Below are 26288 nucleotides of genomic sequence, written 5' to 3'. Positions count from 1 at the left end.
CAATGCAACGACAGGATACGGGAGAACGCTCAGTGAGCCAGGTATTGATCGAGGCATTGCGCCAAGGCAAGGAATTTGGACACTCGGTCGGCGAGATCGAGGTGTTCGAGACTCATATCTCCTGGGTCATCCTCACTGGCGACTATGCCTACAAGATCAAGAAACCGCTGGATTTCGGCAGCTTTCTGGACTTTTCCACCCTCGAAAAGCGGCGTCGGCTCTGCGAGCAGGAAGTGCGTCTCAATCGGCGGCTTGCCCCGGCGCTGTATCTCGAGGCCGTGCCCATCAGTGGTACACCCGAGGCGCCTCGGTTGGACGGCAGCGGCACGCCGTTCGAATATGCCGTCAAGATGCGCCAGTTCAGCAACCGTCACCTGTTCAGCACCCTGCAAGTCAGCGGCGAGCTTTCGGTGGAGTTGCTGGATGACCTCGTCGATCAGCTGGTGGCGTTTCATGAAGACGCGCCGCGTATCAGCGGCGATAGTTCGTTGGGCTCGCCGGATACCGTGCGCCGCACGCTGGACCGTGAGTTTCGCTTGATCGAAGCGCGGCTCGACGATCCCCAGGCACGTGAGCGGCTCTCGCGGCTCGAGACCTGGAGTCTGGACAGCTTCGCGCGGCTCGAACATGAGTTCGAGCGACGCTGGCGCGAGGGCTACGTGCGTGAGATCCATGGCGACATCCATCTTGGTAACGCGGTGCATTTCGAAGGCCGCGCGCTGCTCTTCGATGGGCTGGAGTTCAATGCCGAACTGCGCTGGAACGATGTCGGCTGCGAGCTGGCGTTCTTGTTGATGGATCTCGAGGCGCGCGGTGAACAGGCCTTCGCCAACCATGTGCTCAACCGCTACCTGGAGCTCTCCGGCGATTACGAACTGGTGCGTTTGCTCGCCTATTACAAGTTGTATCGGGCGCTGGTGCGGGCCAAGGTGGCGATGCTGCATTACCAGCAACCGCAATTGACGTCTGACGAACGCCAGGCGGTATACGCGGAGTACCAGCACTACATCGCCTTGGCCGAGCGTTACAGCGAGTTCCGCTTCCCGTATCTGATCGTGGGCGTGGGAGTCTCCGGCAGCGGCAAGAGCCGTTTCACCGGTGAGATGGTGCAGCGGCTGGGCGGTGTGCGGGTGCGTTCCGACATCGAACGCAAGCGGCTGTATGGTTTCGAGGCCCAAGCCAGCACCGCCGACGGTGCCGATATCTATACGTCCCAGGCGACTGCACGTACCTATGAGCGCCTCGCCGAACTGGCAGGGGTCTTGCTGGAGTCAGGGCTGCCGGCCTGTGTCGATGCCACCTGCCTGACGCGCGCCCAGCGCACGTTACTGTGCTTCGAGGCCGAACGTCGTGGGCTGCCGGTGCTACTGGTGAGTTTCGAAGCGGATGAAGCGACCCTGCGCGCGCGCATCGAGAGGCGTGCTCAGCGCGGTGGAGATCCCTCCGAGGCGGGGCTCGAGGTACTCGAGCGCCAACTGGCACGCTTTGAACCCTTCGCCGACGATGAATTGAGCCACCTGGTCCATCTCGATACCACGGCACCGGATGCCAATCGTACCCTGGTGTCGATGATTCAGGAGCGTATTCAGCTCAATTGAGGTGCCGTCATCGTCCTGTCGTGGCGGCGTCATGGGCCTGTCATATGCCCCTTTTATGCTCAAGGGGTGGTTAGGGTCGTCACGTTGCCGCATGGCGTGTGGGTGATGTGAGTCTCGTGATATTGCGCCGCTCCTTCGGGAGCGGCGTTTTTTGTCGGTACCGCCGGAATCATGACGTGCGCGCCTTGCGGGGGCTGCGCAGCGAGACCATGGGCGGCGCACCGAGATTCTGGCGCGCCCAGTTCATGGCCTGAATGCGGTTGTGGACCTTGATCTTGCGGAAGATATTGTAAAGATGCGACTTGACGGTATGTTCGCTGACGAAGAGTTGATCGGCGATTTCGGTGTTGGAAGCGCCGGTGCCCAGCAGGCCGATGATTTCCAGTTCGCGGTGGGTCAACCCGCATACCGGACGATATGCGTTGAGCTGTTGGCGGCGATAGAAGTCGATCAGGCGTGTCATCAGGTTGCGCGACATCCACAGGTCCCCTTCGAGAAGCTTGGCAATGCCCTTGCAGATCAGCAGCAGGTTGTCCTGGCGGTAAAAGACGCCCTGTAGATGCAGACTGATCAGTAACTCCGCCGCATGCTCATCGTCACGCAGGTTGAAGGCCGCGAGGATCATTTCCGGGCTTTCGCTGGCGCGGCTGTTCCATAGATGCATGCAGTTTTCGTCGACGTGGTCGGCATCCAGCAATACCACGACCTTGCAGTCCGTGGGCGGCTCGAAGCTTTCCTGGGTGCTCAGCGCCTCGACCTGGCAATCGAGTTGCTGGCGAATATAATCGATGAATAGCTGCGACTGCGGATTGCAGTCGGTGACCATCAGAACCCTTGTGTTATCCATGCTCATGCGTTCCATTCCCGGTGTTTTGTGACGTTGTCAGTGGCATTTCCCGACTTTCTCATGGCCGGTTTCATGTCGAATTACCTTCAAGCCTTATCCGAGACACGTCCTTTGTAAATAGACAGTAACCCCGACAGCTTAAAACTTAAAAGAATATAACCATGTTTTTTTATAGCATTTAATGATTTTAGAGGCACATCAATTGGTTGGGAGGAGCTAGGAGGCGTCTAGATGAGTACGACGCGGGTGGAGGAAGAGAAATTTCAGTCATACCGCTAATTTATATTAGCCAAATAATGGCTCAAAAGTATGAGAATCATCATTTGCGTCATTAAAATATTGTTTTTAAACACATATTAATTAACGGTCAGAGTGGTTTCCCGACCGTAGAGCGGCCCGTAGAATGAGTGGTCGAGCGATGAGGAGAACGCATGATGACGGATCGCAAGACGCTGGTGCTGGCCAGTGGCAATGCTGGCAAGTTGCGTGAATTCCAGCACCTGCTGAGTCCCTTGGGCCTCGAGGTGCGCCCGCAGCACGATTTCGCTGTGACCGACGTCGAGGAAACCGGCCTGACGTTCGTCGAGAATGCCTTGCTCAAGGCGCGTGAAGCGTCGCGAGTGAGTGGTTGTCCAGCGCTTGCTGACGATTCGGGACTGGATGTCGATGCACTGCAAGGCGCTCCGGGGATTTACTCGGCGCGTTTCGCGGGCAAACCCAAGGATGATGCTGCCAACAATCGCAAGCTCCTGGAAGCGCTCGACGCGGTGCCGGAAGGACAGCGCACGGCGCGGTTCTGGTGCGTGCTGGTGTATTTGCGCCATGCCGAGGACCCGGTGCCGCATATTGTGCAGTGCGCCTGGGAAGGAGAAATCCTGGCCCACCCGCGGGGCGAGGGCGGTTTCGGCTACGATTCACTCTTCTGGGTGCCGGAACGCGGCATGAGCGCGGCGGAGCTGCCCGCTGAGGACAAGAATCGGCTCAGCCATCGAGGCCGTGCCATGGCCGCGTTGCTCGCTCAATTGTCCGCCGACTCATGACGACCCTGCCTCCCTTGTCGCTCTATGTGCACGTGCCCTGGTGCGTGCGCAAATGCCCGTATTGCGATTTCAACTCGCATGGCGTGGGGCATGACCGAACGCTTCCCGAACGCGCCTATGTCGATGCCCTGATCGCCGATCTGGACACGGAACTGGGATTGGCCAGTGGTCGCGAGCTGGTGAGCATCTTCATCGGCGGTGGTACGCCCAGTCTGTTGAGCGGCACGGCGTATCGGCGTCTGTTGCAGGCTATACAGGCTCGCTTGCCGTTCGCCTCGGATATCGAGATCACCCTGGAAGCCAACCCCGGCACCGTGGAACACGACCGCTTCGCAGCGTATCGCGAGGCCGGCATCAACCGCCTGTCGTTGGGGGTGCAGAGTTTTCAGTCGCTCCAGCTCGAGCGTCTGGGGCGCATTCATGGCGGCGATGAAGCCGCCCAGGCGTTACACAATGCACGCGCGGCGGGGTTCGACAACATCAACCTCGATCTGATGCACGGCCTTCCCGAGCAGGGCGTGGAAGACGCCCTGGCGGATATCGAGCAGGCACTGGCATTGGCGCCCGAGCATATCTCCTGGTATCAGCTCACGCTCGAGCCCAATACCCAGTTCTACTCGCAGCCCCCGCGCTTACCTGATGAAGACGTTTTGTGCGATATCCAGGAGGCCGGGCACGCACGGCTCGAGGCCGGCGGGTACCAGCGCTATGAGATTTCCGCCTACACGCGTCCCGATCGCCAGGCACGCCACAACCTCAATTACTGGACGTTCGGCGACTATCTCGGCATCGGGGCCGGGGCGCACGGTAAGGTGAGTGCTTGGCAGCCGGATGGTAGTCTGGCCATCGAACGCCGCTGGAAGGTGCGGCAACCTGAAGCCTATCTGCGGCGTGCGCAGGACCCGCGTGGCTTCGTCGCCGGGCGTCGTGCTCTCGAGACGCAGGAGCTGCCGCTGGAGTTCTTGATGAACGCCCTGCGCCTTACCCAGGGTGTACCGCGACATTTTTGGCGCGAACGGAGCGGCCTGCCTGATACACTGCTCGACGCCCGTCTGGAGGAGGCCCAAGCCAAGGGCTTGCTGCGCGATCCGGCGCAGCGCCTACAGGCATCACCTCACGGGCTGTTATTCTTGAACGACCTGCTCGCGCTGTGCGATGAGCAGTGACGAACGATTCGATAGCAGGAACGCTAGAACGTTTTTCGAAAGGCATTCACAGTAAGGAGAAAGGACGCATGCAACGCTCGATATGGATGGCGGTTCCGTTGGCCCTGGCCATTGGCGTGACGGGCTGTGCGAGCAACACTACGCAGGCTCCCGGACAGCAGAGTGATCATGGCACGACCTTGAGTGGTGCGGGTATTGGTGCCGCCGTAGGGGCGATTGCCGGGGCGCTGACCGGGGATGGCGGCAGCAGCACCCGTGACCGTGCGTTGATCGGCGCGGCTGCCGGGGCGGCCATCGGCGGTGGTGTCGGCGCCTATATGGACGCCCAGGAAAAACAGCTGCGCAAGGATCTCGAGGGGACCGGCATCGGCGTCGATCGCCAGGGCGACAACATCGTCCTCAATATGCCCAGCAGCGTAACCTTCGCGGTCGATTCCAGCGAATTGAGAGCGCCCGCGCGGCAGGCTCTCAACGATGCCACTGCCGTCATGCGCAAGTATCCCAAGACGCGCATCACCGTGGCGGGCTATACCGACAGCACCGGCAGCGCTGCCTACAATCAGCGTCTCTCTGAGCGTCGTGCGCAATCCGTTGCCGATTACCTCAATCAGGGAGGTGTCGCCGCCAGCCGTATCGATACGGTCGGTTACGGGGAAAACCAGCCGGTGGCCAGCAATGAGACCGAAAGTGGCCGTGCCCAGAATCGGCGTGTCGAAATCACCCTGACACCCGTCACCCAGTAGAGCTAAGCGACTACGGCGTCGTGCCAGGCCGGTTAGTGCCGGCCTGGCCTGCCAGGCTCATTAGCGCCCATGACGTGGGCTCCATTCGCGCTTCACGTCGTTTCGGAACCCTCATGCTCGCCTATCAGCACGCCTACCACGCCGGTAATTTCGCCGACGTTCACAAACATCTCGCCGTGTTCGCCGTTCTTCGCCATCTATTACGTAAAGCTTCTCCCGTTACGTATGTAGATACGCATGCCGGACGCGGGCTGTATCCTCTCGATGCCCAAGAAACGCAACGCCTCAAGGAGTATCGCCACGGTGTGGCGAGTCTTTGGGCGGCGCGTGAACGCCTTGCCGACGACCCGCTGCTAGGCCCATGGTGCGAGCGTCTCGGCGCGGTGCAGGGCGCGTCCCAACTGAGCCATTATCCGGGTTCGCCCTGGTGGTTGTCGCAGGCATGTCGAGAGCAGGATCGGCTCGACCTGTACGAGCTTCATCCGGGCGAGGCGAGCCATCTGGAGGACCAGGCGTTGCCCGCTCAGGCGCGACGTCTCCATGCGGATGGGCTGGCTGGTTTACGTGGTTCCTTGCCGCCCGCGACGCCGCGCCTGTGTGTGCTCATCGACCCCAGTTACGAGCTCAAGCAGGAATATGCCGACGTCGCGACGACGTTACAGGCGGTGGCCGCCAAGGTGCGTCACGCCATCGTCTTGATCTGGTATCCGCTATTGCCCAGTGGACGCCATCACGATCTGCTTGAGGCCGTCCGGCGCAGCGGATTGCGCAAGGTCTGGCGCAGCGAGCTGCAACTATATCCGCCCGGCGATGCTACGCATGGCATGTACGGTAGCGGCATGCTGATCTTCAATCCGCCCTGGGGCGTGGATACGCAGCTCGATGACAGCCTGGCCCGCGTCGTGGGGTGCCTGGGTGGCGAAGCGACGCATTCGTCACAGTGGTGGGTACCGGAGTGAGCCTGAAAACAACCACGGCGCCAGCTGGACGCCGGCGCCGATGGGTTATCACGTGGCGGCTATAGGCCCAGCTTGCCACGCAGGGTCGAGAGATCCTCGGCAAGCACGGTCACCGGCCCGACAAAGGCGCGTCGGTCCTCGTCGCTGACCTTCTCGTAGCTGACGAAACCGGCGTCGGGATTGTTGGCTTTCAGTCGGTAGTGGGCGAGCGTGGCCTCGACGGCGGCGAAGTTTTCCTCGACCCGCTTGACGAATGCCGGGTCTTCCTCGGCGACCAGCGGCTTGAATAGCTCGAAGATCTTCTGCGAACCGTCGACATTGCCCTGAAAGTCCCACAGATCGGTGTGGCTATAGCGGTCTTCCTCACCGCTGACCTTGGTCGCGGCGACTTCTTCCATCAGTGCGGCAGCGCCCCCGACGACCTTGGCCGGCGGAAAGGTCAGACCCTGTACACGTGATTCGAGGTCGTTGACGTCCATCATCAGCCGCTTGGCGTAGGGCACGAAGCCCTGGGTGGTCTGCTCTTTGAAGAGGCCGTATTCGAGGCAATGGAAGCCAGTGAAATCGGGATCCTCGACCCCGTGTTCGTAGTCATCCTCGCGGGCGTCGATGCTGGCATCGAGATCGGCGAACAGCTCGGCGATCGGTTCGATGCGTTCGTAGTAGACCCGCGTCGGGGCGTAGAGCGCTTGGGCGCGGTCCAGATCGCCGGCCTCGATGGCCTGGGTAAACTTCTCGGTGTGGCTGACGAACTGGTCGAGATTATCGAGCACGTAAAGCTTGTACTCTGCTACCGGTTCGACCATCGCTTCGGGAGCGACGTCTGCCTGGGCCGGTGTCTGCAGCGCTATGAGCCCGAAGGCGCTGGCGGCGAAAAACAGTGAGCGAAATGACATGCGATGACTCCTTGATGGGGGATCGGGTTGTTCGTGGGGCTAGTTCGGTCATGGCTATCGGCACCTTGGTGCGCCTATCGTTGTGATCAAACATCGGTCGCGGTCGCTTCCAGTAGAGAGCGGCCAAGGAAGTCGCGGTTATCGACGGCGCCCGGCAACGTGAAGAAGTATCCGCCACCCACCGGTTTTATGTACTCCTCCAATGGCTCACCGTTGAGGCGGTTCTGAACGGTGATGAAACCGGCTTCGAGATCGGCCTGGTAGACGATGAACAACAGCCCCATGTCGAGCTGGCCGTTGGCCTCGACGCCGTTGGAATAGTTGAACGGCCGACGCAGAATACGGTGCTTCTCGAAACCTGGGGTACGCGGGTTGGCCAGCCGAATATGTGCGTCCAGCGGGGTGATCTTGCCGTCCGCGTCGTTGGCGTAGTCGGGCTTGTCGTATTCGCTACCGCCAGACAGTGGCGCGCCGCTATCCTTGCGTCGGCCGAAGATCGCCTCCTGTTCGGCCAACGGCGCGCGATCCCAGCGCTCGACGAAGTTGCGGATGAGGCGTACCACCTGGTAACTACCGCCGTGGGCCCAGTCGGGCTCTTCGGGATCGGCGCCGGTCCATACCAAGGCGTTCATCAGGGCATCGTCGTCGGTATTGGGGTTGGCGGTGCCGTCGCGAAAGCCCAGATAATTGCGCGCGCTGGGCGCGGGGGTCTCATGGTCGGGAGGCACCACCGGCACCGTACCTTCCTGTTTCCAGCGCACCATGAGCAGGCCGGGGGTGTGCTTGATGATGTCGCGCATGGCGTGAATGGTCGTATCGTGCGTGTTGGCGCAGATCTGCAACGACAGGTCGCCGTGACAACGTGTCGGCTCCAGGGCATCGTTGGGGAACCCCGTCATGCGTTGCAGATGCCTGGGTTTGGCGCCAGCCAGGCCGAAGCGCTCGTCGAACAGCGAGGCACCCAGCGAGACGGTGACGGTCAACGCGTCCGGGGCGATGGTCGGTCCGAGGATGCCGGAATCCGCCGGTGGATAGCTTGGATCGCGCTTAGGATAGCTACCGCCATGGGTAAGAAAAGCAATACGCTCGGTGAGGGTGCGTAAAAGCCGCTCGAGTCCGGCGCGGTCACGGGCCAGCACGTCGCAGACAACCACCATGCCGGTCGCCGGACGCGGGGTGAGAATGCCCTGCTGGTGACGGCCGTGAAAGGGATGGGACTGCTGGGTAGTGGTACTGACCGGTGCGCCGGTGACGTCGTGAGCACTGGTGGCATCGGTGCGCGATTCAGCCCAGGCCGAACCGCTCAGCCCGGCGGCGGCACTGGCTGCTCCTAGCCCTTGTAGAAAGCGTCGGCGATTCAGCGTGAAGGGGCAGCGTGAGGTGTGGTCGTATTGATCACTCATGTCGATAAACCGTGATGATGCCAAGAAGGACGATGATCAGCCGTTCAAGGCCAACGTGCGATCGAGCCTGTCCAGGGTGTCGGCCAGGGCTTGGGTGTCGGCAAGCAGGGCATTGCGGTCGACATCGCTGCTGTCCTTGGCTCCCGACGCGGTGTTGCTCTGCTCCGGCAAGTCCTGCTGGAGTCTGGCGAGCTGTGCCTGCAAGCCTTCCAGGGCGTCCGGCGCCTGACGCTCGAGGAGTGGCGCGAGTAGCGTGACGATCTTCTCGGTGCCCGCGGTAAGGCCTTGCAGGTCGAGCAATTGGTGTGCGTTCAGCGTCGCACTGTCGATGGCATGAGCGTGCCAGGCCTTGAGTACCCGGGCGCTGCCGTTGGCCAGTTGAGCCGGAGGAATCGCTTGGTGTCTGAAGCGTTCGCCGAGTGTCCGAGCATCCTCGAGCAGTTGTGCGGCGATCGGGGTCAGGCCGTCAGTGCTCCCGACGTCGAACAAGCCTTGGGCCAGGCGGTGAAAACCGACGAATTGCGGATCCTGCTCGCGCTCGGCGAAGTAGTCGGCGCGGGCGTTGAGGCGTTCGTCGAGATCTCTGTAGAGCCCGGTGGCCATCGCCAGGCGTTGATCGATGAGCCGTGCCTCGCGGTAGGCCGCGCGTGCCGCCTCCAGATCGCCGGCGGCAATGGCCTGGTGCATGGTCTCGGCGGCATCGATCAGGCGACGGGTCTGCAGGATCAGATAGACCTTGTATTCAGCCAGCGGGGCGATGAAGGCCTGCCGCGACAAGGCGACCACCGGTGCAGCGTCGTTGGCCGTGACGTGCAATGTTCCATGAGGATTGCTCAAGAGTCCGCAGGTCATGGCGTAGTCGCCCGCCGCCAGGGTGGCGGTCAGCGGCTGGTGCAGGCCGGGGGCGATGTTCTCGCGCTCCTCGAGGACCATCACACCATCGAGAATCTCCCATTCGATGGCGCGCTGGGAGTCGTTGACGATGCTGAAGCGCGTCTTACCGGCGGGCACGCTGAGTTCACGGGGTTCGCAGCCCTGAGCGGTGACCACGAGCCGGACGTCGCCGTCATCATGATCGCGACCGTTCAGCGATAGTGCGAACAGGCCCAAGGCGGCGAGCATCAGCAGGGCCGATGCCAATACGCCGAGCTTGAGCAGCCGTGCGGAGGGAGGGGGCGATACGGACATGGGTGTCTCTCCGATCAGCGAGCGTTGGCGTGTGGGGCGGCCGACCGCGCGGTGCGCGCGGGACGCAAGAACAGCAGCAGCGTCGCCAGCAGATAGCCGATATACACCACCGCCTCGCTCACGGTCGGGGCGGGCTGGTAGCCGAGCACGCCGGCGAAAACGGCGCCGAGCGGCGAGTCCAGCGGCAGTAGGTCGCCGAGATTGAAAAGGACCTGCTGAGCATGGTTCCAGATGCCGGCTTCATGCAGGGCACGCACCGAGCCGGCCAGGAGGCCGGCGGCCACCAGCAGGATGAAGAGTCCGGTCAAGCGGAAGAAATGTGCGAGATTGAGGCGCAGGCTGCCGCGATAGAGGGCAAGGCCCACCACGAGTGCGGCGAGGATGCCCAGCAATGCGCCCAAGGGTGCGGCTTGATCGGTACTCTGCTGGAATACCGCAAGCAGGAAGAATATCGATTCCAGGCCTTCGCGAGCCACCGCGAGAAACACCATGCCGATCAATGCCAGGGTCTGACGACGACCGCTTTCGAAGGCGTCGTCGAGGGCACCGGTCAGCGAGCGGCGAACGCCACGGGCGGCGCGACGCATCCAGAACACCATCCAGGTCAACACACCCACGGCGATCAACCCGACGAGTGCCTCGAACAGCTCCTGCTGACGCTGGGGGAACTCGGCGCTGGCGAACTGCAGGCCTGCGCCGACACCCAAGGCCAGGGCGATGGCAAGGAAGATGCCGATCCAGACGGCGGGCATCCAGGCACCACGCCCGGTCTGGCGAAGATAACTGGCGATGATACCTACGATCAGGGCGGCCTCGAGCCCCTCGCGTAGCATGATGAGAAAGGGGACAAGCATGTCGGAGTCCTGGTGAAGCGGGAGAAGAGGACACGATCTCGAAAGAGAATGAGATTCGTTGTTATCTATAGGTTACGCCTGCCCCTGGCGGGGGGCAAGTAAATTTCCAAATCAATTCGTCTTCACTGATGGAAGAGGTCCCTGGCGAGGGCCGCGCGATGACGATCGCCAGGAAAGGGGCGTGGGGTCTTACTTGCCGATGCAGAAGCTGCCGAATATCTCGCCGAGCAGATCGTCGGCGGTGAATTCGCCGGTGATTTCGGAGAGTGCGTGCTGCGCTTCACGGAGATCCTCGGCGAGGAGTTCGCCGGCGCCGTGTCCTTGTAGCTGGGCGATGCCGTTGTCGAGGGCCTGACCGGCGCGGTCGAGGGCATCGAGATGGCGTCTGCGAGCCGAGAAACGTCCTTCGGTGGTGGCATCGAAACCCATCACCGTCTTGAGATGATCCTTCAAGTTATCCACACCCACTCCGGTAATGGCGGACATCCGCACCAGCGGTGGGTTTGTGGATAAATCGCTTACGGCATCCTCGCCGCTTTCATCGATCTTGTTGCGCACCAGCGTCAGGCGCTCGGGATGGGGAAGGCGCGCGACGAATTCCGGCCAGAGTCGCATGGGGTCGGTCTGGGTCGTGGTTGCCGCGTCGACCAAGAGCAGCACGCGGTCGGCCTTCTCGATCTCTTCCCAGGCGCGGGCGACGCCGATTTTTTCGATGGCATCCGGCGTGTCGCGCAAGCCGGCGGTGTCGATGACGTGCAGCGGCATGCCATCCAGGTGGATATACTCGCGCAGTACGTCGCGCGTGGTGCCCTCGATGTCGGTAACGATGGCGCTGTCACGCTCGGTCAACGCGTTGAGCAGGCTCGATTTGCCGGCATTGGGACGCCCGGCGATGACCACGTTCATGCCTTCGCGCATCAGTGCCCCCTGACCGGCGGCGGCACGCACCTCGCCGAGCATGGTGTACACGTCGTCGAGCATTGCCGCCACCTTGCCGTCGGCGAGGAAGTCGATCTCCTCCTCAGGAAAGTCGATGGCGGCTTCGACGAACATGCGCAACTCGATCAGCTTGTCGACGAGCGCTGCGACGCGTGTCGAAAATTCACCCTGCAGCGAACGCAGGGCATTCTCGGCGGCGGCGCGGGAACTGGCATCGATCAAATCGGCGATGGCCTCGGCCTGTGCCAAGTCGAGCTTGTCATTGAGGAAGGCGCGTTCGGAAAACTCACCGGGGCGCGCTAGGCGGGCGCCCAGCGTGACACAGCGTTCGAGGAGCAGATCCATGATCACCGGCCCGCCATGCCCTTGCAGCTCGAGAACATCCTCGCCGGTGAAGGAATGAGGGCCGGGGAAGAAGAGCGCGATCCCTTCGTCGATGACATCGCCATTGGCATTGCCGAAGGGGCCGTAATGCGCGTGACGCGGGGCCGGGCAATGGCCGAGGATGCCCTCGGCCAGGGCGCGGCTTGCGGGGCCCGAGATACGTACGATGCCGACACCGCCACGTCCGGGAGGCGTGGCGATGGCGGCGATGGTGTCCTGGCGATAGAGAGGCGTGGCAGTCATGTCATTCTCCGACTCGTTGCCGGTATTGTCCGGGGGGTAGGCCCAAAACGCCAGACCCCCGCCGAGGCGGGGGTCTGATCCGGTGGAAATCGGAAAGCGCCGTCAGCTCTTGGCTTTACTGGCTTTTCCCGTTTCACCATCACTTTCGATCTTGCGCGTGATGATCCACTGCTGAAGGATCGAAATGACGTTGTTGCAGATCCAGTAGATCACCAGGCCGGCCGGGAACCACAGGAAGAAGAACGTGAAGATCACGGGCAGCATCTTCATGATCTTGGCCTGCATGGGATCCGGCGGTGTCGGATTCAGCAACTGCTGAACGAACATCGAGGCGCCCATGATGATCGGCAGGATGAAGTAGGGATCCTGGGCCGAAAGGTCATTTATCCACAGCATGAAGGGCGCATGACGCAATTCCACCGATTCCAGCAACATCCAGTACAAGGCGATGAAGACCGGCATCTGCACGACGATGGGCAGACAGCCCCCCAGAGGATTGATCTTCTCCTTCTGGTAGAACTTCATCATCTCCTGCGACATCTTCTGTCGGTCGTCGCCGTACTGCTCCTTGATGCGCTTCATCTCCGGGCCCATCTTGCGCATCTTGGCCATCGACTTGTAGGCCTTGGCGGAGAGCGGGAAGAGCACGATCTTGACGACGACCGTGAGTAGCACGATCGACCAGCCCCAATTGCCGATCAGGCTGTGAATCTTGGCCAGCAACCAGAACAGCGGATTGGCGATGAACCACAGCCAGCCGAAGTCGACGGTCAGTTCCAGGTTCGGCGCAATGGCTTCAAGCCGATCCTGGATTTTCGGGCCGACATAGAGGGTGGCGGCAAGGGTGGCTTGATCACCGGGGGTGATACGCCGCGTCGGACCCGCGAAGGCAGCCACGTTGCGGTCACGCGAGTCGATACTCGTGTAATACAGGTTCTTTTGGTCGTTTCTCGGTACCCATGCCGAGGTGAAGTAATGCTGGATCATGGCGACCCAGCCACCTTCGGAGGTGACGTTCTTGAACCCGTCCTCGCGGATGTCCTCGAAGCTGATCTTCTCGTAGTTGCTTTCTTGCGTGGAGAAGGTCGCACCGAGGAATGACTTCATGCTCATCGGGCCGCCACCCTGACTGGGGTCGGGGCTGTTATCACGAGCCAGTTGCCCAATGAAGCGCGCAGAGACCGGCGTCTGACTCTGGTTGGCAACCAGGTACTGGACCTTGACGGCATATCGACCGCGATCGAAGGTAAAGCGCTTGATGATATCGACACCGTCGATATTGGCCTTTAGATCGACGGTCAATACATCCTGCCCTTTATCGAGCGAGTATTGCGTTTTCGAGGGCGTATAGGTGATGCGCCCGTCATGGCTCCCGAGTTGCAAGCCGGACTTGGCGACATAGCTGCGACGCTGATTGTCACTGAGAAGTACAAAGGGCTGTTCGCTGTTCAAGGCGGCCTTGTACTTGGGTAACGCCGCATAGATGACGTCGCCACCCTGAGCGTCGATATGCAGGTCAAGCACGTCGGTCCGTACCCGCACCATATGCTCGGAGCTGGTCTGTGCCTTCTTGCCCGGCATATTGGCAGCGCCTTGCGATACGCTACCGTTCCCGGCACTACTCGGTGCCGAGAGTCCTTCCTCGGCGGCATCATTGCTGGAGCCGTTCTGGGAGGCGCTAGTGGGGGCGCGTTGAGCGACGTTGTTTTGCCCATAATCCGCGTTCCACTGAATGACCAGTAGATAGGCGAGTACCGCGAGCGGGATGACGAGTAGGAGTCGTTTTACGTCCATAAAAATTCTGCCCGGTGATACATTCTGAGGTCACGTCCCGATCGGCATACGCCCACGGTGTAACGTGGCGGAAAAATGCCGATCAAAGGGATGGCGTGGACGGGACCGACTGCTTGCGTACGTCTTTTTCCAAGCGTCGCCACATGCCATGCAATTGGCGATGCAAGGTATCGTTTTCCAGCTCATGAGCTCCGCGCCGAGCGAGAACGACGATATCCACGGCGGGGAGACGCTGCTGCTGAAGACGAAAGGATTCACGGACGAGGCGTTTCAGACGGTTACGGTCGACGGCACGACGCACGTTCTTCTTGCTGAATACGAGTCCCACTCGCGGCGTGCCGAGAGTATTGGGGCGCGCAAGCATCAAGAGGCCCTTGCCGTGCACCTTGAAGGACGCATGAGCGAAGACGTGCTGATAGTCCCCGGCGGTCAGCAGTCTTGACCGCCGGGAAAAGCCCTGATTGGACATTCGTTGTCCAGTCAGGCGCTCAGACGCTTGCGACCTTTGGCGCGACGACGCGCCAGCACCTGGCGGCCGTTCTGGGTGGCCATGCGAGCACGGAAGCCGTGCACGCGCTTGCGCTTTAGGACGCTCGGTTGAAAAGTGCGCTTCATAGCTGCGAATTCTCACGTGGTTGTTTGGAAACGATTTGAAACTGAAGAGCCCGGTGCGCTTGCACCAGGCGGTATTCGGCTCAAGACCGGCAATTCTAGTGAATCCCTAGGGCGGGTGCAATTTTTCCGGCGCTTTTATCCACACCTGTTTTGTTACGGCGGCGGGGGGCTCGGCATGTGCCGGGGCTGTCGGCCCGAGCGGATGTCGTTTGGATGCTTGTCGTGTGTCGTGCCGACCTTGTGTGAACGATAGCGCTATTATCATTATTGAAATTGTACTGACTGATGTTGTTATTAATGGCAAAGGCATTATTTGTGGATAACTCATTTTTAACCTGTACAAACAACGATGTGGCATGTTCTTGAACATGTGGGAAAAAGGCGAGAAAGCGGTGGGTAAACTGTCGGTAGCCTTGTGGGCAAGTCATTGTTTTTCCACAACCCGCAAGTGCTCCACGTTTCACGGACATGTTGTGCGTTGAGTTATGTAGAATGTTTTCCACAGGAAAAGAGAGCCGGCATCCATGTGGATAACCCGGGCGTCGAGCGCTACAATAGCCGGCCATTCATCAACGCTAGGTGAGGTCGTGTGTCGGTCGCTCTCTGGCAGCAATGCCTCAACTTTCTTCAGGATGAGCTGAGCTCGCAGCAGTTCAACACCTGGATTCGCCCCTTGCAGGCGGAGAACGGTGACGCCAACGAGCTGTGTCTGTTGGCGCCCAACCGCTTCGTGCGTGACTGGGTCAACGATAAATACCTGAAGCGTATCAATGAATTGCTGAGGGAGCTTGCGTCCGGAAAGCCGCCCAAGGTGCAGCTGACGGTTGGTAGCCGCCGCAATGTATCGGTTTCATCACCACGTGATCTGGGGGCGCCGGTGTCGGCGTCGTCGATGAACACCTCGCGGCCGCCCGAAACGCCGCCTGCGGTACATACGCCAAGGGCCCGAGGCGATTATGCGGACGAGCAGGAAATCGACCGCATGCGTGAACGAGAGCGAGAAGAGCCCCCGCGCCGGGGGAGTGGCGAGCGCCAGGTCCAGGTAGAAGGCAGTCTCAAGCACCAGAGCGGACTCAATCCCAACTTTACGTTTGAAACCTTCGTCGAGGGCAAGTCGAACCAGCTCGCGCGTGCCGCGTCACGCCAGGTGGCCGAAAATCCTGGTGGTGCCTATAACCCGCTGTTCCTGTACGGTGGTGTCGGCTTGGGTAAGACGCACCTCATGCATGCGGTAGGCAATCATCTTGCTACGCAGCGTGAGAATGCCACTGTGGTCTACTTGCATTCGGAGCGTTTCGTCGCCGATATGGTCAAGGCGCTGCAGCTCAACGCTATCAATGACTTCAAGCGTTTCTACCGAAGTGTGGATGCACTGCTGATCGATGACATCCAGTTCTTTGCCGGTAAGGAGCGTTCGCAGGAAGAATTTTTCCATACGTTCAATGCGTTGCTCGAGGGTGGCCAGCAGATGATCCTTACCTCGGATCGCTACCCCAAGGAAATCAGCGGGGTGGAGGAACGCCTCAAGTCGCGCTTCGGATGGGGACTGACGGTAGCCATCGAACCGCCCGAGCTGGAAACCCGCGTGGCGATCCTGATGAAGAAGGCCGACCAGGCCAAGGTCGATCTGCCGCACGATGCAGCGTTCTTCATCGCACAGAAGATCCGCTCCAACGTGCGCGAGCTGGAAGGGGCATTGAAAAAGGTCATCGCCGACTCGCACTTCATGGGCAAGCCGATCACCCAGGATTTCATTCGCGAGTCACTCAAGGACCTGCTGGCTTTGCAGGACAAGCAGGTCGGCGTCGACAACATCCAACGCACGGTGGCGGAGTACTACAAGATCAAGCTGGCGGATCTACTCTCCAAGCGCCGTTCGCGTTCAGTGGCGCGCCCACGTCAGGTTGCCATGGCCCTGGCCAAGGAACTGACCAACCACAGCTTGCCCGAGATCGGCGACGCCTTCGGGGGGCGCGATCACACCACGGTGCTGCATGCCTGCCGAAAGGTGCAGACACTCAAGGAAGAAAGCGCGGACATCCGCGAGGACTACAAGAATCTGTTGCGGCTGCTGACCAGTTGAGCATGGCGGCCAGAATATTCCCTTGGACCCCAGGACGAGAGTGGAGCCCATGAGATTTACCATCACCCGCGAAGACCTTTTGCGCCCGCTGTCGCTGGTCGCCGGCGTTGTCGAGCGTCGCCAGACTCTGCCAGTGCTGTCCAATGTGCTGCTCGAGGTACAGGATACGCAACTGGCGCTGACCGGTACGGACCTCGAAGTCGAGTTGGTCGGTCGTACGGTACCGCACCATGTCGACGAGCCGGGGTCGGCAACGGTACCGGCGCGCAAGCTAATGGACATCTGCAAGTCGTTGCCCGAGAAGACGGATATCACCTTCACGCTCGAAGAGGGACGGGCGGTGCTGCGTGCGGGGCGTTCACGCTTCACCTTGTCGACGCTGCCGGTGGCGGAGTTCCCGAATATTGAAGGAAGTCAAAGCGATACGACTTTGACCTTGTCTCGCAGCACGCTCAAGCACTTGATCGATGCGACCTCTTTCGCCATGGCGCAGCAGGATGTGCGTTATTACCTGAACGGTATGCTGCTCGAGTTCGGCCACCATCTGGTGCGTACGGTGGCGACTGATGGCCACCGCCTGGCAGTGTGCGCACGTAGCGCCGATGTCGACATCGAGCCGTCACAGAAGCTCATCGTGCCGCGTAAGGGCATTCTAGAGCTGGCGCGCCTGCTGGATGGCAGCGACGAGCCCGTCGAACTCACCATCGGGGGCACCCATCTGCGAGCGCAGACTGGAGATTTCACCTTTACGTCCAAACTCGTCGATGGCAAGTTCCCGGATTACGACCGCGTCATCCCGCGGGGCGGCGACAAGGTCGTCATCGCCGAGCGCGGCGAATTGCGCCAAGTGTTGTCGCGTACCGCGATCCTTTCCAATGAGAAATATCGCGGGGTGCGGCTCAATCTCGAAGAGCACAACCTGCGTGTGACGGCCAACAACCCCGAACAGGAAGAAGCCGAGGAAAACGTGGCCGTCGAGTACGAGGGCGATACCTTGGAAGTGGGGTTCAATGTGGGCTATCTCGTGGATGTGCTCGGTGTGCTCGATACCGATCGCGTTCAGGTGACGCTTTCCGACCCCAACAGCAGTGCACTGCTTGAAGAGCCGGGCGGTGGCGATGCCATGTACGTGGTCATGCCGATGCGCCTCTGAGCGCCTGCACTGCTTTTTCACTCCTGCATGCCTCGGGTGTGGTGGCCGGTTTGCCGGTATCATCAATCGCGCCTGAGGCAGCGTGCTGCCTCCGATTCCCTCTATGCCCCTCGAACGACTCAATTTCCTAGGTCTGCGTAACCTGGCGGCACTCGATATGCGTCCCGCGCCGGGGATCAACCTGATCACCGGTGCCAACGGTAGCGGCAAGACGAGCCTGCTGGAGGGGATACATATGCTGGGCATGGCACGCTCGTTCCGCACTCAGAAGCTCAAGCACGCGATTGCCCACGACGCCGATGCCGTTACCTTATACGGTCGCCTGGCAGGTGACCCACCGGTATCATTGGGTGTTCGCCGGGCGCGGGATGCCGCCGAGTTGGAAATTCGCCTCGACGGCGAGCGGGGTATCCGTGTGGCGCGCCTGGCTGAAGCGCTTCCCGTACAGCTGATCAACCCCGATGCGTTCCGCCTGCTGGAAGGGGCGCCAGCAGCTCGACGCGAGTTCTTGGATTGGGGTGTGTTTCACGTGAAACATGAGTTTTTCGAAGCGTGGCGTCGGGTGCGCCGCGCCCTGAAACATCGGAATGCACTGCTCAGGCATGATAGAATCGACTTACGATCGATGCGTGTCTGGGAGCAAGAGTTGGCGCACTGGAGCGAGCAACTCGACTTCTTGCGCAGCGAGTACATGGCACAATTCGCCAAGGCATTCGAAGCTACATTGCATGAGTTGTTGCCGCTTTCCGGCTTGTCGCTTCGCTATTCTCGCGGATGGGACAAGCAGCGCGGGTTGCTGGATGTGCTCGAAAACGGTCGGGATACCGACCGCCAGATGGGCTTTACCCAGCAAGGGCCACAGCGGGCCGACTTGCGCTTGCGCATTGGCAAACGTGCTGCCGTGGAAGAGCTATCGCGCGGGCAGCAAAAGTTGGTGGTGAGTGCTCTGAAACTGGCCCAGGGGCATTTGCTGGAGAAACTGACGGGGCGTACCTGCGTTTACCTGATCGATGACCTGGCTGCCGAATTGGATGTATCGCATCGGCGGATCTTTTGTCATTGGCTGGCGCGCTTGCACTGCCAGGTCTTTATTACCGGAGTCGAGCGCGGTGCGCTCGAGAATGCATGGCAGTCGGAAACGGATGTCACGATGTTTCACGTGGAACACGGGCGACTGCTCACGGAATGACTTCACGACGGAGTAGGCAATGAGCGAACAAGCTTACGACTCATCGAGCATCAAGGTCCTAAAGGGTCTGGATGCGGTACGCAAGCGCCCCGGCATGTATATCGGCGACACCGATGACGGCACGGGCCTGCATCATATGGTCTTCGAACTGGTGGATAACTCCATCGATGAAGCGCTCGCGGGACACTGCAGCGAGATTCGCGTGGTGATCCACCCCGATGAGTCCGTCACCGTCAGCGACAATGGGCGCGGCATTCCGACTGATCTCCATACAGGGGAAAACGTCTCGGCGGCAGAAGTCATCATGACGGTGCTGCATGCCGGCGGCAAGTTCGATGACAACTCCTACAAGGTGTCGGGCGGACTCCATGGCGTCGGTGTATCCGTCGTCAATGCGCTTTCCGAAGAGCTCAAGCTGACGGTGTGGAGGGCTGGCCAAGTCTACGAGCAAATTTATCATCACGGTGTGCCTGACTCACCTCTCAGCGTGGTAGGTAAAACCGAGCAGAGTGGCACCCAGGTCAATTTCAAGCCGTCGACCGAAACCTTCGCTAATATCGAGTTCCACTACGATATTCTGGCCAAGCGTCTGCGTGAGCTTTCGTTCCTCAACTCCGGTGTCGCGATCCGCTTGCTCGACGAGCGCTCGGGCGCGGAAGAACTGTTTCACTATGAAGGTGGGCTACGCGCCTTCGTCGATCATCTTAATACCAATAAGACGACGCTGAACCCGGTTTTCCACTTCGAAACGCAACGCGAAGACGGTATCGGCGTCGAAATGGCGATGCAGTGGAACGATACCTTCTCCGAAAATATCTTCTGCTACACCAACAACATTCCGCAGAGCGATGGTGGGACACACCTGGCCGGTTTTCGTGCGGCCTTGACGCGTACGCTCAATCATTACATCGAGACCGAAGGGCTGCTGAAAAAAGCCAAGGTAAATACGGCCGGTGACGATGCGCGGGAAGGGTTGACGGCCATCGTCTCGGTTAAGGTGCCCGATCCCAAGTTCTCGTCCCAGACCAAGGATAAGTTGGTGTCGTCCGAGGTCAAGACAGCGGTCGAGCAGGAGATGGGACGTCAGTTGGGGGATTATCTCGTAGAGCGGCCCAACGAAGCCAAGGCCATCGTCAACAAGATGCTTGAGGCAGCTCGTGCTCGCGAGGCAGCACGCAAGGCGCGGGATATGACACGCCGCAAGGGTGCGCTGGATATCGCCGGGCTACCAGGTAAGCTGGCTGACTGCCAGGAAAAGGATCCTAGCCTGTCGGAACTTTACCTGGTCGAGGGTGATTCGGCCGGTGGCAGCGCTAAGCAGGGCCGCGATCGTCGCACCCAGGCGATTCTGCCGCTCAAGGGCAAGATTCTGAACGTCGAGAAGGCGCGCTTTGACAAGATGCTGTCTTCGGTGGAGGTTGGTACGCTGATCACAGCGCTGGGGTGCGGCATCGGGCGCGAAGAGTTCAATCCTGATAAGTTGCGCTACCATTCGATCATCATCATGACCGATGCCGACGTCGACGGCTCGCACATCCGCACGTTGTTGTTGACGTTCTTCTTCCGGCAGATGCCGGAGTTGATCGAACGCGGCCATGTGTTCATCGCTCAGCCGCCGCTTTACAAGATCAAGCGCGGCAAGCAGGAAACCTATCTCAAGGATGAACAGGCGCTGACGGACTATTTGACCACAACGGCGCTGGATGGCGCTCGGCTATACGTCAATGCCGATGCACCGGGTATCGCCAACGAAAATCTCGAGGCCCTGGTCAACGAATATCGTGATGTCATGCGGCGTATCGATCGCCTGTCTCGGGTCTATCCCAATCTGGTGCTGCGCAAGATCGTGCATACCGCGAAACTCGAGAGCGAGAGCCTCAAGGATCGTGTCACCATGCAGAACTGGATCGACCATCTGCAAAAGGAAATGGACGATCTCATCGTCTATGAGGGTGGCCCGCGTTATACCTTCCACCTCCAGGAAGATACCGAGCGCGATGTTTTTCTACCCTGCGTAGCACTGACGGCGCATGGGGTGACGACCGACTACGTGTGGGGCGTCGATTTCTTCCGCAGTGCCGACTACCGCGCAATGACCGCATTGGGCGAGACGTTGGACGGCCTGCTCGAAGAAGGGTCCTATGTGGCTCGCGGTGAGCGTCAGCGTTCTGTGGATACCTTCTACGAGGCGCTCGAGTGGCTGATGAGCGAAGCTCAGCGTGGCTTGAGTGTGCAGCGCTACAAGGGCTTGGGCGAGATGAATCCCGAGCAGCTATGGGAAACCACCATGGACCCCTCTTCTCGCCGTATGTTGCGTGTTTCCATCGAGGATGCCGTGGCCTCCGACATGATGTTCAACACCCTGATGGGTGATGAGGTTGAGCCGCGCCGTGACTTTATCGAGCGCAACGCACTGGTCGCCAATCTGGATATATAGCAAAGGCATCGGGCAAGAGAATGTTTCACGTGGAACATTCACAATGAAGTGCCCCTAGCATTCGATGATCAGGTGCTTACGCACAAGAGGAGAGCTGGCAGCGTCACCAAGATGTTGCCAGCTTTTTTTGTGGGCAGAGGGAGCGGTGTGCGCGAGCGCGTCGTCAGGGTGAATGGCTAGGCGCCTTTTGCTCGCTAGAGAGAAGCCAATCGGTGAAGGTGGCAAGGTCGTCAAAGATGCGTACATGATCGAGGCCTGCGCCCTTTAACTCGGTGCGCCTTCCCTTGCCTGTACGCACCAGCGCACTTTGGCAGCTCACAGCATTGCCGGCTTGTAGGTCACGCAGGCTGTCGCCCACCATCCAGCTGCCTTCAAGCGTTTCCAGCCCGGCTGCATCGCGTATGCGTTCCAGCAGCCCTGTCAAAGGCTTGCGGCAAGAGCAATCATCATCCGGCCCATGCGGGCAGTAGGTAATATAGGCGATGTTGCCGCCGGCAGCGCTCACCAGTTCTTGCATCCTGGCATGCATCGCCTCGAGGGTGGCTACATCGAAATAGCCGCGGGCGATGCCCGATTGATTGGTGGCCACTGCTACTGTCCAACCGGCTTGCGATAGGCGCGCAATGGCCTCGATGGCCTGAGGGTAGGGGATAAACTCATCGAGCGATTTCACATAGTCATCGGAATCCTGATTGATGACGCCGTCTCGGTCGAGGATGACGAGTTGAGTCATGGGGTCTCGGCTAGCAAAAAAACTGACGCCAATTATCGTGGCTAAAGGCACCGACTGCAAAAGCACGCCATGTTTCACGTGGAACAATCTTTGAACTACGAGCTACGAGCTACGAGCTACGAGCTACGAGCTACGAGCTACGAGGGAGAGAGCCCTTGGCGCCAAATCTGGACGCTGTGTTCCACGTGAAACAAGTACCTGGGCCGAGTCTCCTGGAGGACACATTCAAGCATCGGGAAGCGACTCGGCTAGAAAGTCCACCAGTGCCTTGACGCGTGCAGGCACCTCTCGGGATGGCGTCACAGCATATACCCCTATTTCCGGCAGCGACCATTCGTTCAGTACTTCACACAACCTGCCGTTGGTCAGCGCCAAGCCATAGTCAGCGCGTAGATTGCCATCGACAGCAATCGACAGATTCTCCTCACCGCGTTGGAAGCGCCAGCGCTGAGGGCTGCGGAAGCGAGTATAGTGTAGGCAATTGTGGTGTAGAAGGTCGGTGGGGTGGGCCGGTAAGCCGTATCTATCTAGATAGCCGGTGGATGCTACCAATACGCGACTGTCGGTGGCTATGCGTCGGGCGACTAGTCGTGAATCTTCCAGCTGGCCGATGCGAATCGCCAGGTCGAGACTTTCGCCAGAAATATCATTGAAGCTGTCATCGAAAATCGCTTCCAGTCGAACGTGCGGATGACGCCGGAGGAACTCGGCAAGATGGGGCGCGATATACAGGCGACCGTAGTTGACCGGGAAAACGGCGCGGATATCGCCACGTATCAGTTGTCTACCCTCCACCAGTCGATCTCCCGCCATTGCTAGGGAATCGAGCGCCGGCAGTATCTCGCTTAGATACTGACTGCCTTCCGCCGTCAGCGCGACAAGGCGAGTGGAGCGGTGTAGCAGACGTACGTCAAGACGCTGTTCCAGACTGTCGATACGTCGGCTGATGGCGCTGGTCGAGAGGTGCAAATGACGAGCGGCCTGGCTGGATGGCGCCTTCCAGTCCTTTTTCCATGACAGCAAGATTGGCGGGCCTGTGGATGGCTGGCTGGCGGAGGAGATCATCATGCCGGCCAGTGCATTACTTCCGGTGCCGTATGGGTGGAGCATGAAGGAGGCAGCTAGTCTGGCGATTTCCGGAGTGACGGCGTGGCATGCACTGGGCGATATTTTAGCACTCGAGGGTCAATTCGTACTGATCGAAGGTACTGGCAATGTCTCATTGATGGCGCTGGAGTTGGCTGCTCACGCGGGTGCGCGTCCTATTGTGCTGACGTCACGGCAGCATTTGGCGACAGAGTTGCAACAGCGCGGGGCCGACGTTGTGATCGGGCCCGGTGATAGCGCCACTCGTCTGGAAAGCATAATGCGGTTTACCCGGGGGAGGGGCGTCGACCTCGCGGTTGATGTTGCCGGGGGCGATACCCTGATGTCACTGGTGTTGCCGTCGATGGCCACTGGTGGTCGCGTGGCTGTTGTTGGTTTTCTTGATGATAACCATGTACAAGGTGATTTGGTGGGCCCATTGTTGAAGGGGCTGCTGCGTCTGGAAGGTGTCAGTGTGGGCAGTCGGCGCCAATTCGAGGAATTGTTGGCATTCATGCAAGCACACGAAATGAGGCCGAGCATTGCTGAGACCTTTTCTCCTGGAGACATCCAGCAGGCGCTGGTACATCGACCTAAGAATCTCGGTAAGGTCGTGGTGGCGATGGATGAGTGTTGTGATGATGGAGGAGGGTTTCACGTGAAACAATCTTTGAGCTATGAGCTATGAGGGAAGAGAATCCTTGGCGCCAAATCTGGACGCTGTGTTTCACGTGAAACATTTCTAGTCGGTGAATGCAGGGGAAGGGCTGATGTATAAGAACGAAATACCGGTGGTCATTTGTTCCACGTGAAACAAAAAAGGGTGGCTGGTAGGGCCACCCTTTTCGATTGCAACGCGTGCCGGTTGGTTATTGCTGCAACTGAGCGATATCCGCGACTTCCAGGAACAGGGCCTGGAGGCTGGCTAGCAAGGCAAGGCGGTTGCGGCGCACGGCATCGTCCTCGGCCATGACCATGACATCGTCGAAGAACGCGTCGACGGGGCCGCGCAGGCGCGCCAGAACATCCAGTGCTTCACTGTAGCGAGCAGCATCGAGCAACGGACGCACCGCTTGATGGCACTGTTCGAGTGCTTCGCTCAGCGTCTTCTCAGCTATGGCTTGCAGCAGAGAAGCATCCACGGAGGTAGTACCGTCGTGCTGTTGCTTGGCGAGTATATTCGAGACACGCTTGTTGGCCGCAGCCAGTGCTGCGGCCTCCTCCCGTTGGCTGAAGGCATGCACGGCTCGGACCCGGCGAGCGAAATCGAGCGGCCGCGTGACCGGGCGAGAGCGCACCGCCAGGTAAACCTCAACGGCGATGCCTTCGTCCTGGGTCCAGGCGCGGAAGCGATCGAGCATGTAGTCGAGCACATCGTCGATCAGGCCGTCAGGCTTGGGTAGCTCGATATGCTGAGCGGCAGCGAGTTCGAGTAACTCGCGTAAATCGAGGTCGAGCTCACCCTTGATCAGGATGTTGAGCACACCGATGGCGGCACGGCGCAGGGCGAAGGGGTCCTTGGTGCCCGTGGGCCGCTGGCCGATACCGAAGATGCCGGTCAACGTATCCAGGCGGTCGGCCAGTGCCAAGGCCAAGCCGGTCTGCGTCTTGGGCACGTCGTCGCTGGCGAAACGCGGCAGATACTGCTCGTGAAGTGCTTGTGCGACCTCTCCAGGCTCGCCGTCCTGACGAGCGTAGTAGGTGCCCATGATGCCCTGGAGTTCGGGGAATTCCAGCACCATCTCGGTGACCAGGTCGCACTTGGCGAGCTGTGCGGCACGCATTGCATGGTCGACGTCGCCGCCTATCCGACCGGCAATGAATGCGGCGATAGTCTCCATGCGCCGCGCCTTGTCGCCCAGTGTGCCCAGCGCCTTCTGGAAAACCACGCTATTCAACGCGTCGCGCCGTGAGGCCAATGTCTGCTTGCGGTCGGTATCGTAGAAGAAAGCGGCATCGGCCAGGCGCGGGCGGATGACTTTCTCGTTGCCTTCGATGACCTGCTGCGGATCGCGGCTCTCGATATTGGAGACGGTGATGAAGGCCGGCTTGAGTTGGCCCTCGGCGTCGAGCAGGTGGAAGTACTTCTGGTTGGCCTTCATCGATGAGACCAGGCACTCGGCGGGCACTTCAAGGAAGCGTTCGTCGAAGCTACCAGTCAGCGCCACCGGCCATTCGACCAGGCCGTTGACCTCGTCGAGGAGGTCGTCGTCGATCACCGCCGTGGCATCGTTGACCTCGGCCTCGGCAAGCACTTGCTCGCGGATGCGCTCACGCCGGCGGTCGTTATCGGCCAGTACGAAGGCATTTTCGAGCACGTTGAGGTAGTCGTCGGCGTGCGCCAGCTCGATGGCCTGCGGGGCATGGAAGCGATGCCCTCGGGTGATGCGGCCGGTCTCGAGGCCGAGTACCTCGGCGGGTACCACATCCTGGCCGTAGAGCATGACTAGCCAGTGCACGGGGCGAGAAAACTCGAGCCGAGAGGCGCCCCAGCGCATGTTCTTGGGCACCGGCAGGGCGTTGACGGCACGCTCGAGGATAGCTGGCAGCAATGCCGTGGTGGATTCCCCCGATTCCTGGTAGCGATAGCCGAGCCATGTGCCCTTGTCGGTTTCCAGATGGATCAGGTCCGTGACCTCGACGCCGCAGGAGCGCGCGAAGCCTTCCGCGGCCTTGGTGGGCTCGCCATCCTTGAAGGCGGCGGCCAGGGCGGGGCCTCGGCGTTCGATCTCGCGATCCGGCTGCTTATCGCCAAGCGCCTGGATGCTGACCGCCAGACGGCGTGGCGTGGCGTGGGCACGCGCCGCTTCGAAGGGAACCTCGGCCTCGGCGAGGCCATTTGCGATGCCGTCGCGCAGGGCATGGGCGAGGGATTCGATGGCGCCTGGCGGAAGCTCCTCGACGCCGAGTTCGACCAGTAGGGTGTTGGATGCCATTC

Annotated in this window: 22 protein-coding genes; 10 read left to right on the top strand and 12 right to left on the bottom strand. The window is 60.2% G+C overall.

Going from position 1 to position 26288, the window contains the following annotated elements; genetic code table 11:
* Window positions 1-2 precede the first annotated feature (2 nt).
* On the top strand, window positions 3-1598 hold the full coding sequence (locus tag RVY79_RS05205) for an AAA family ATPase (RefSeq protein ID WP_317462976.1): 1596 nt from the start codon (window positions 3-5) through the stop codon (window positions 1596-1598).
* Window positions 1599-1767: 169 nt separating this feature from the next.
* Here RVY79_RS05205 and RVY79_RS05200 read toward each other — a convergent pair whose 3' ends face one another.
* Window positions 1768-2451, bottom strand: coding sequence for a LuxR C-terminal-related transcriptional regulator (locus RVY79_RS05200; RefSeq protein WP_317462975.1), 684 nt, complete (start codon window positions 2449-2451; stop codon window positions 1768-1770).
* A 428-nt stretch (window positions 2452-2879) separates the two neighbouring features.
* On the opposite strand from RVY79_RS05200, the gene rdgB reads away from it, so the two are divergent.
* From rdgB to RVY79_RS05180, 4 genes are all read left to right on the top strand, one after another.
* Entirely contained in the window at window positions 2880-3485 is a 606-nt protein-coding gene (gene rdgB / locus RVY79_RS05195) for an RdgB/HAM1 family non-canonical purine NTP pyrophosphatase (protein WP_317463236.1), read from the top strand.
* Window positions 3482-4651, top strand: coding sequence for a radical SAM family heme chaperone HemW (gene hemW, locus RVY79_RS05190; protein WP_317462974.1), 1170 nt, complete (start codon window positions 3482-3484; stop codon window positions 4649-4651). The genes rdgB and hemW overlap by 4 nt, the downstream gene beginning before the upstream one ends.
* A 68-nt stretch (window positions 4652-4719) precedes the next feature.
* Window positions 4720-5394, top strand: a complete 675-nt coding sequence (locus tag RVY79_RS05185; protein WP_317462973.1) for an OmpA family protein — start codon at window positions 4720-4722, stop codon at window positions 5392-5394.
* A gap of 113 nt (window positions 5395-5507) precedes the next feature.
* Window positions 5508-6353 carry a 23S rRNA (adenine(2030)-N(6))-methyltransferase RlmJ gene (locus tag RVY79_RS05180; RefSeq protein WP_317462972.1) on the top strand — a complete coding sequence of 282 codons (846 nt, stop codon included), beginning with the start codon at window positions 5508-5510 and terminating at the stop codon, window positions 6351-6353.
* Between the two features lie 59 nt (window positions 6354-6412).
* Here RVY79_RS05180 and efeO (RVY79_RS05175) read toward each other — a convergent pair whose 3' ends face one another.
* The 8 genes from efeO (RVY79_RS05175) to rpmH form a co-directional block, all read right to left on the bottom strand.
* Window positions 6413-7249: an iron uptake system protein EfeO gene (gene efeO / locus RVY79_RS05175; RefSeq protein ID WP_317462971.1), complete on the bottom strand. Its 837-nt coding sequence runs from the start codon at window positions 7247-7249 to the stop codon at window positions 6413-6415.
* Between the two features lie 86 nt (window positions 7250-7335).
* Complete coding sequence (gene efeB, locus RVY79_RS05170; RefSeq protein WP_317462969.1) at window positions 7336-8652, bottom strand: iron uptake transporter deferrochelatase/peroxidase subunit; 1317 nt, start codon at window positions 8650-8652, stop codon at window positions 7336-7338.
* A 36-nt stretch (window positions 8653-8688) separates the two neighbouring features.
* Window positions 8689-9840 carry an iron uptake system protein EfeO gene (efeO, locus tag RVY79_RS05165; protein ID WP_317462967.1) on the bottom strand — a complete coding sequence of 384 codons (1152 nt, stop codon included), beginning with the start codon at window positions 9838-9840 and terminating at the stop codon, window positions 8689-8691.
* Window positions 9841-9854: 14 nt separating this feature from the next.
* Window positions 9855-10694: an iron uptake transporter permease EfeU gene (gene efeU / locus RVY79_RS05160; protein WP_317462966.1), complete on the bottom strand. Its 840-nt coding sequence runs from the start codon at window positions 10692-10694 to the stop codon at window positions 9855-9857.
* Window positions 10695-10883: 189 nt separating this feature from the next.
* Window positions 10884-12260, bottom strand: coding sequence for a tRNA uridine-5-carboxymethylaminomethyl(34) synthesis GTPase MnmE (gene mnmE, locus RVY79_RS05155; protein WP_317462965.1), 1377 nt, complete (start codon window positions 12258-12260; stop codon window positions 10884-10886).
* Between the two features lie 102 nt (window positions 12261-12362).
* Complete coding sequence (yidC, locus tag RVY79_RS05150; protein WP_317462964.1) at window positions 12363-14054, bottom strand: membrane protein insertase YidC; 1692 nt, start codon at window positions 14052-14054, stop codon at window positions 12363-12365.
* Between the two features lie 82 nt (window positions 14055-14136).
* On the bottom strand, window positions 14137-14523 hold the full coding sequence (gene rnpA, locus RVY79_RS05145) for a ribonuclease P protein component (protein ID WP_317462963.1): 387 nt from the start codon (window positions 14521-14523) through the stop codon (window positions 14137-14139).
* 11 nt (window positions 14524-14534) lie between these two features.
* Window positions 14535-14669 (bottom strand): 50S ribosomal protein L34, encoded by a 135-nt coding sequence (gene rpmH / locus RVY79_RS05140; RefSeq protein WP_040240205.1) that lies wholly within the window; start codon window positions 14667-14669, stop codon window positions 14535-14537.
* A gap of 589 nt (window positions 14670-15258) precedes the next feature.
* On the opposite strand from rpmH, the gene dnaA reads away from it, so the two are divergent.
* From dnaA to gyrB, 4 genes are all read left to right on the top strand, one after another.
* Complete coding sequence (gene dnaA / locus RVY79_RS05135; RefSeq protein ID WP_317462962.1) at window positions 15259-16752, top strand: chromosomal replication initiator protein DnaA; 1494 nt, start codon at window positions 15259-15261, stop codon at window positions 16750-16752.
* A 49-nt stretch (window positions 16753-16801) separates the two neighbouring features.
* Window positions 16802-17905 carry a DNA polymerase III subunit beta gene (gene dnaN, locus RVY79_RS05130; RefSeq protein WP_317462961.1) on the top strand — a complete coding sequence of 368 codons (1104 nt, stop codon included), beginning with the start codon at window positions 16802-16804 and terminating at the stop codon, window positions 17903-17905.
* Window positions 17906-18008: 103 nt separating this feature from the next.
* Window positions 18009-19094 (top strand): DNA replication/repair protein RecF, encoded by a 1086-nt coding sequence (recF, locus tag RVY79_RS05125; RefSeq protein ID WP_317462959.1) that lies wholly within the window; start codon window positions 18009-18011, stop codon window positions 19092-19094.
* A gap of 19 nt (window positions 19095-19113) precedes the next feature.
* Window positions 19114-21531 carry a DNA topoisomerase (ATP-hydrolyzing) subunit B gene (gene gyrB, locus RVY79_RS05120; RefSeq protein ID WP_317462958.1) on the top strand — a complete coding sequence of 806 codons (2418 nt, stop codon included), beginning with the start codon at window positions 19114-19116 and terminating at the stop codon, window positions 21529-21531.
* A gap of 163 nt (window positions 21532-21694) precedes the next feature.
* Here the strand turns inward: gyrB and gmhB are convergent, their stop codons facing one another.
* Together gmhB and RVY79_RS05110 are read right to left on the bottom strand one after the other, a co-directional pair.
* Window positions 21695-22264 carry a D-glycero-beta-D-manno-heptose 1,7-bisphosphate 7-phosphatase gene (gmhB, locus tag RVY79_RS05115; protein WP_317463235.1) on the bottom strand — a complete coding sequence of 190 codons (570 nt, stop codon included), beginning with the start codon at window positions 22262-22264 and terminating at the stop codon, window positions 21695-21697.
* Between the two features lie 225 nt (window positions 22265-22489).
* Window positions 22490-23287 (bottom strand): LysR family transcriptional regulator, encoded by a 798-nt coding sequence (locus tag RVY79_RS05110; RefSeq protein WP_317462957.1) that lies wholly within the window; start codon window positions 23285-23287, stop codon window positions 22490-22492.
* 43 nt (window positions 23288-23330) lie between these two features.
* Between RVY79_RS05110 and RVY79_RS05105 the strand changes: the two genes are divergently transcribed.
* Window positions 23331-24038, top strand: coding sequence for a zinc-binding dehydrogenase (locus RVY79_RS05105; protein ID WP_317462956.1), 708 nt, complete (start codon window positions 23331-23333; stop codon window positions 24036-24038).
* Window positions 24039-24219: 181 nt separating this feature from the next.
* Here RVY79_RS05105 and glyS read toward each other — a convergent pair whose 3' ends face one another.
* Window positions 24220-26286: a glycine--tRNA ligase subunit beta gene (glyS, locus tag RVY79_RS05100; protein WP_317462955.1), complete on the bottom strand. Its 2067-nt coding sequence runs from the start codon at window positions 26284-26286 to the stop codon at window positions 24220-24222.
* Window positions 26287-26288: the final 2 nt, after the last annotated feature.

The organism is Chromohalobacter sp. HP20-39 (assembly GCF_033052815.1).
In the GTDB taxonomy this organism is placed as follows: Bacteria; Pseudomonadota; Gammaproteobacteria; order Pseudomonadales; family Halomonadaceae; genus Chromohalobacter.
The sequence above is the reverse complement of the archived record's forward strand: the minus strand, read 5'-3'. Positions and strand labels throughout refer to the sequence as shown.

Bases quoted from the DNA above. Each gene is read 5' to 3' on its own strand.
- RVY79_RS05205 (WP_317462976.1), top strand. From the start codon at position 3: ATGCAACGACAGGATACGGGAGAACGCTCAGTGAGCCAGGTATTGATC.
- RVY79_RS05200 (WP_317462975.1), bottom strand. From the start codon at position 2,451: ATGAGCATGGATAACACAAGGGTTCTGATGGTCACCGACTGCAATCCG.
- rdgB (WP_317463236.1), top strand. From the start codon at position 2,880: ATGACGGATCGCAAGACGCTGGTGCTGGCCAGTGGCAATGCTGGCAAG.
- hemW (WP_317462974.1), top strand. From the start codon at position 3,482: ATGACGACCCTGCCTCCCTTGTCGCTCTATGTGCACGTGCCCTGGTGC.
- RVY79_RS05185 (WP_317462973.1), top strand. From the start codon at position 4,720: ATGCAACGCTCGATATGGATGGCGGTTCCGTTGGCCCTGGCCATTGGC.
- RVY79_RS05180 (WP_317462972.1), top strand. From the start codon at position 5,508: ATGCTCGCCTATCAGCACGCCTACCACGCCGGTAATTTCGCCGACGTT.
- efeO (WP_317462971.1), bottom strand. From the start codon at position 7,249: ATGTCATTTCGCTCACTGTTTTTCGCCGCCAGCGCCTTCGGGCTCATA.
- efeB (WP_317462969.1), bottom strand. From the start codon at position 8,652: ATGAGTGATCAATACGACCACACCTCACGCTGCCCCTTCACGCTGAAT.
- efeO (WP_317462967.1), bottom strand. From the start codon at position 9,840: ATGTCCGTATCGCCCCCTCCCTCCGCACGGCTGCTCAAGCTCGGCGTA.
- efeU (WP_317462966.1), bottom strand. From the start codon at position 10,694: ATGCTTGTCCCCTTTCTCATCATGCTACGCGAGGGGCTCGAGGCCGCC.
- mnmE (WP_317462965.1), bottom strand. From the start codon at position 12,260: ATGACTGCCACGCCTCTCTATCGCCAGGACACCATCGCCGCCATCGCC.
- yidC (WP_317462964.1), bottom strand. From the start codon at position 14,054: ATGGACGTAAAACGACTCCTACTCGTCATCCCGCTCGCGGTACTCGCC.
- rnpA (WP_317462963.1), bottom strand. From the start codon at position 14,523: ATGTCCAATCAGGGCTTTTCCCGGCGGTCAAGACTGCTGACCGCCGGG.
- rpmH (WP_040240205.1), bottom strand. From the start codon at position 14,669: ATGAAGCGCACTTTTCAACCGAGCGTCCTAAAGCGCAAGCGCGTGCAC.
- dnaN (WP_317462961.1), top strand. From the start codon at position 16,802: ATGAGATTTACCATCACCCGCGAAGACCTTTTGCGCCCGCTGTCGCTG.
- recF (WP_317462959.1), top strand. From the start codon at position 18,009: ATGCCCCTCGAACGACTCAATTTCCTAGGTCTGCGTAACCTGGCGGCA.
- gyrB (WP_317462958.1), top strand. From the start codon at position 19,114: ATGAGCGAACAAGCTTACGACTCATCGAGCATCAAGGTCCTAAAGGGT.
- gmhB (WP_317463235.1), bottom strand. From the start codon at position 22,264: ATGACTCAACTCGTCATCCTCGACCGAGACGGCGTCATCAATCAGGAT.
- RVY79_RS05105 (WP_317462956.1), top strand. From the start codon at position 23,331: ATGCCGGCCAGTGCATTACTTCCGGTGCCGTATGGGTGGAGCATGAAG.
- glyS (WP_317462955.1), bottom strand. From the start codon at position 26,286: ATGGCATCCAACACCCTACTGGTCGAACTCGGCGTCGAGGAGCTTCCG.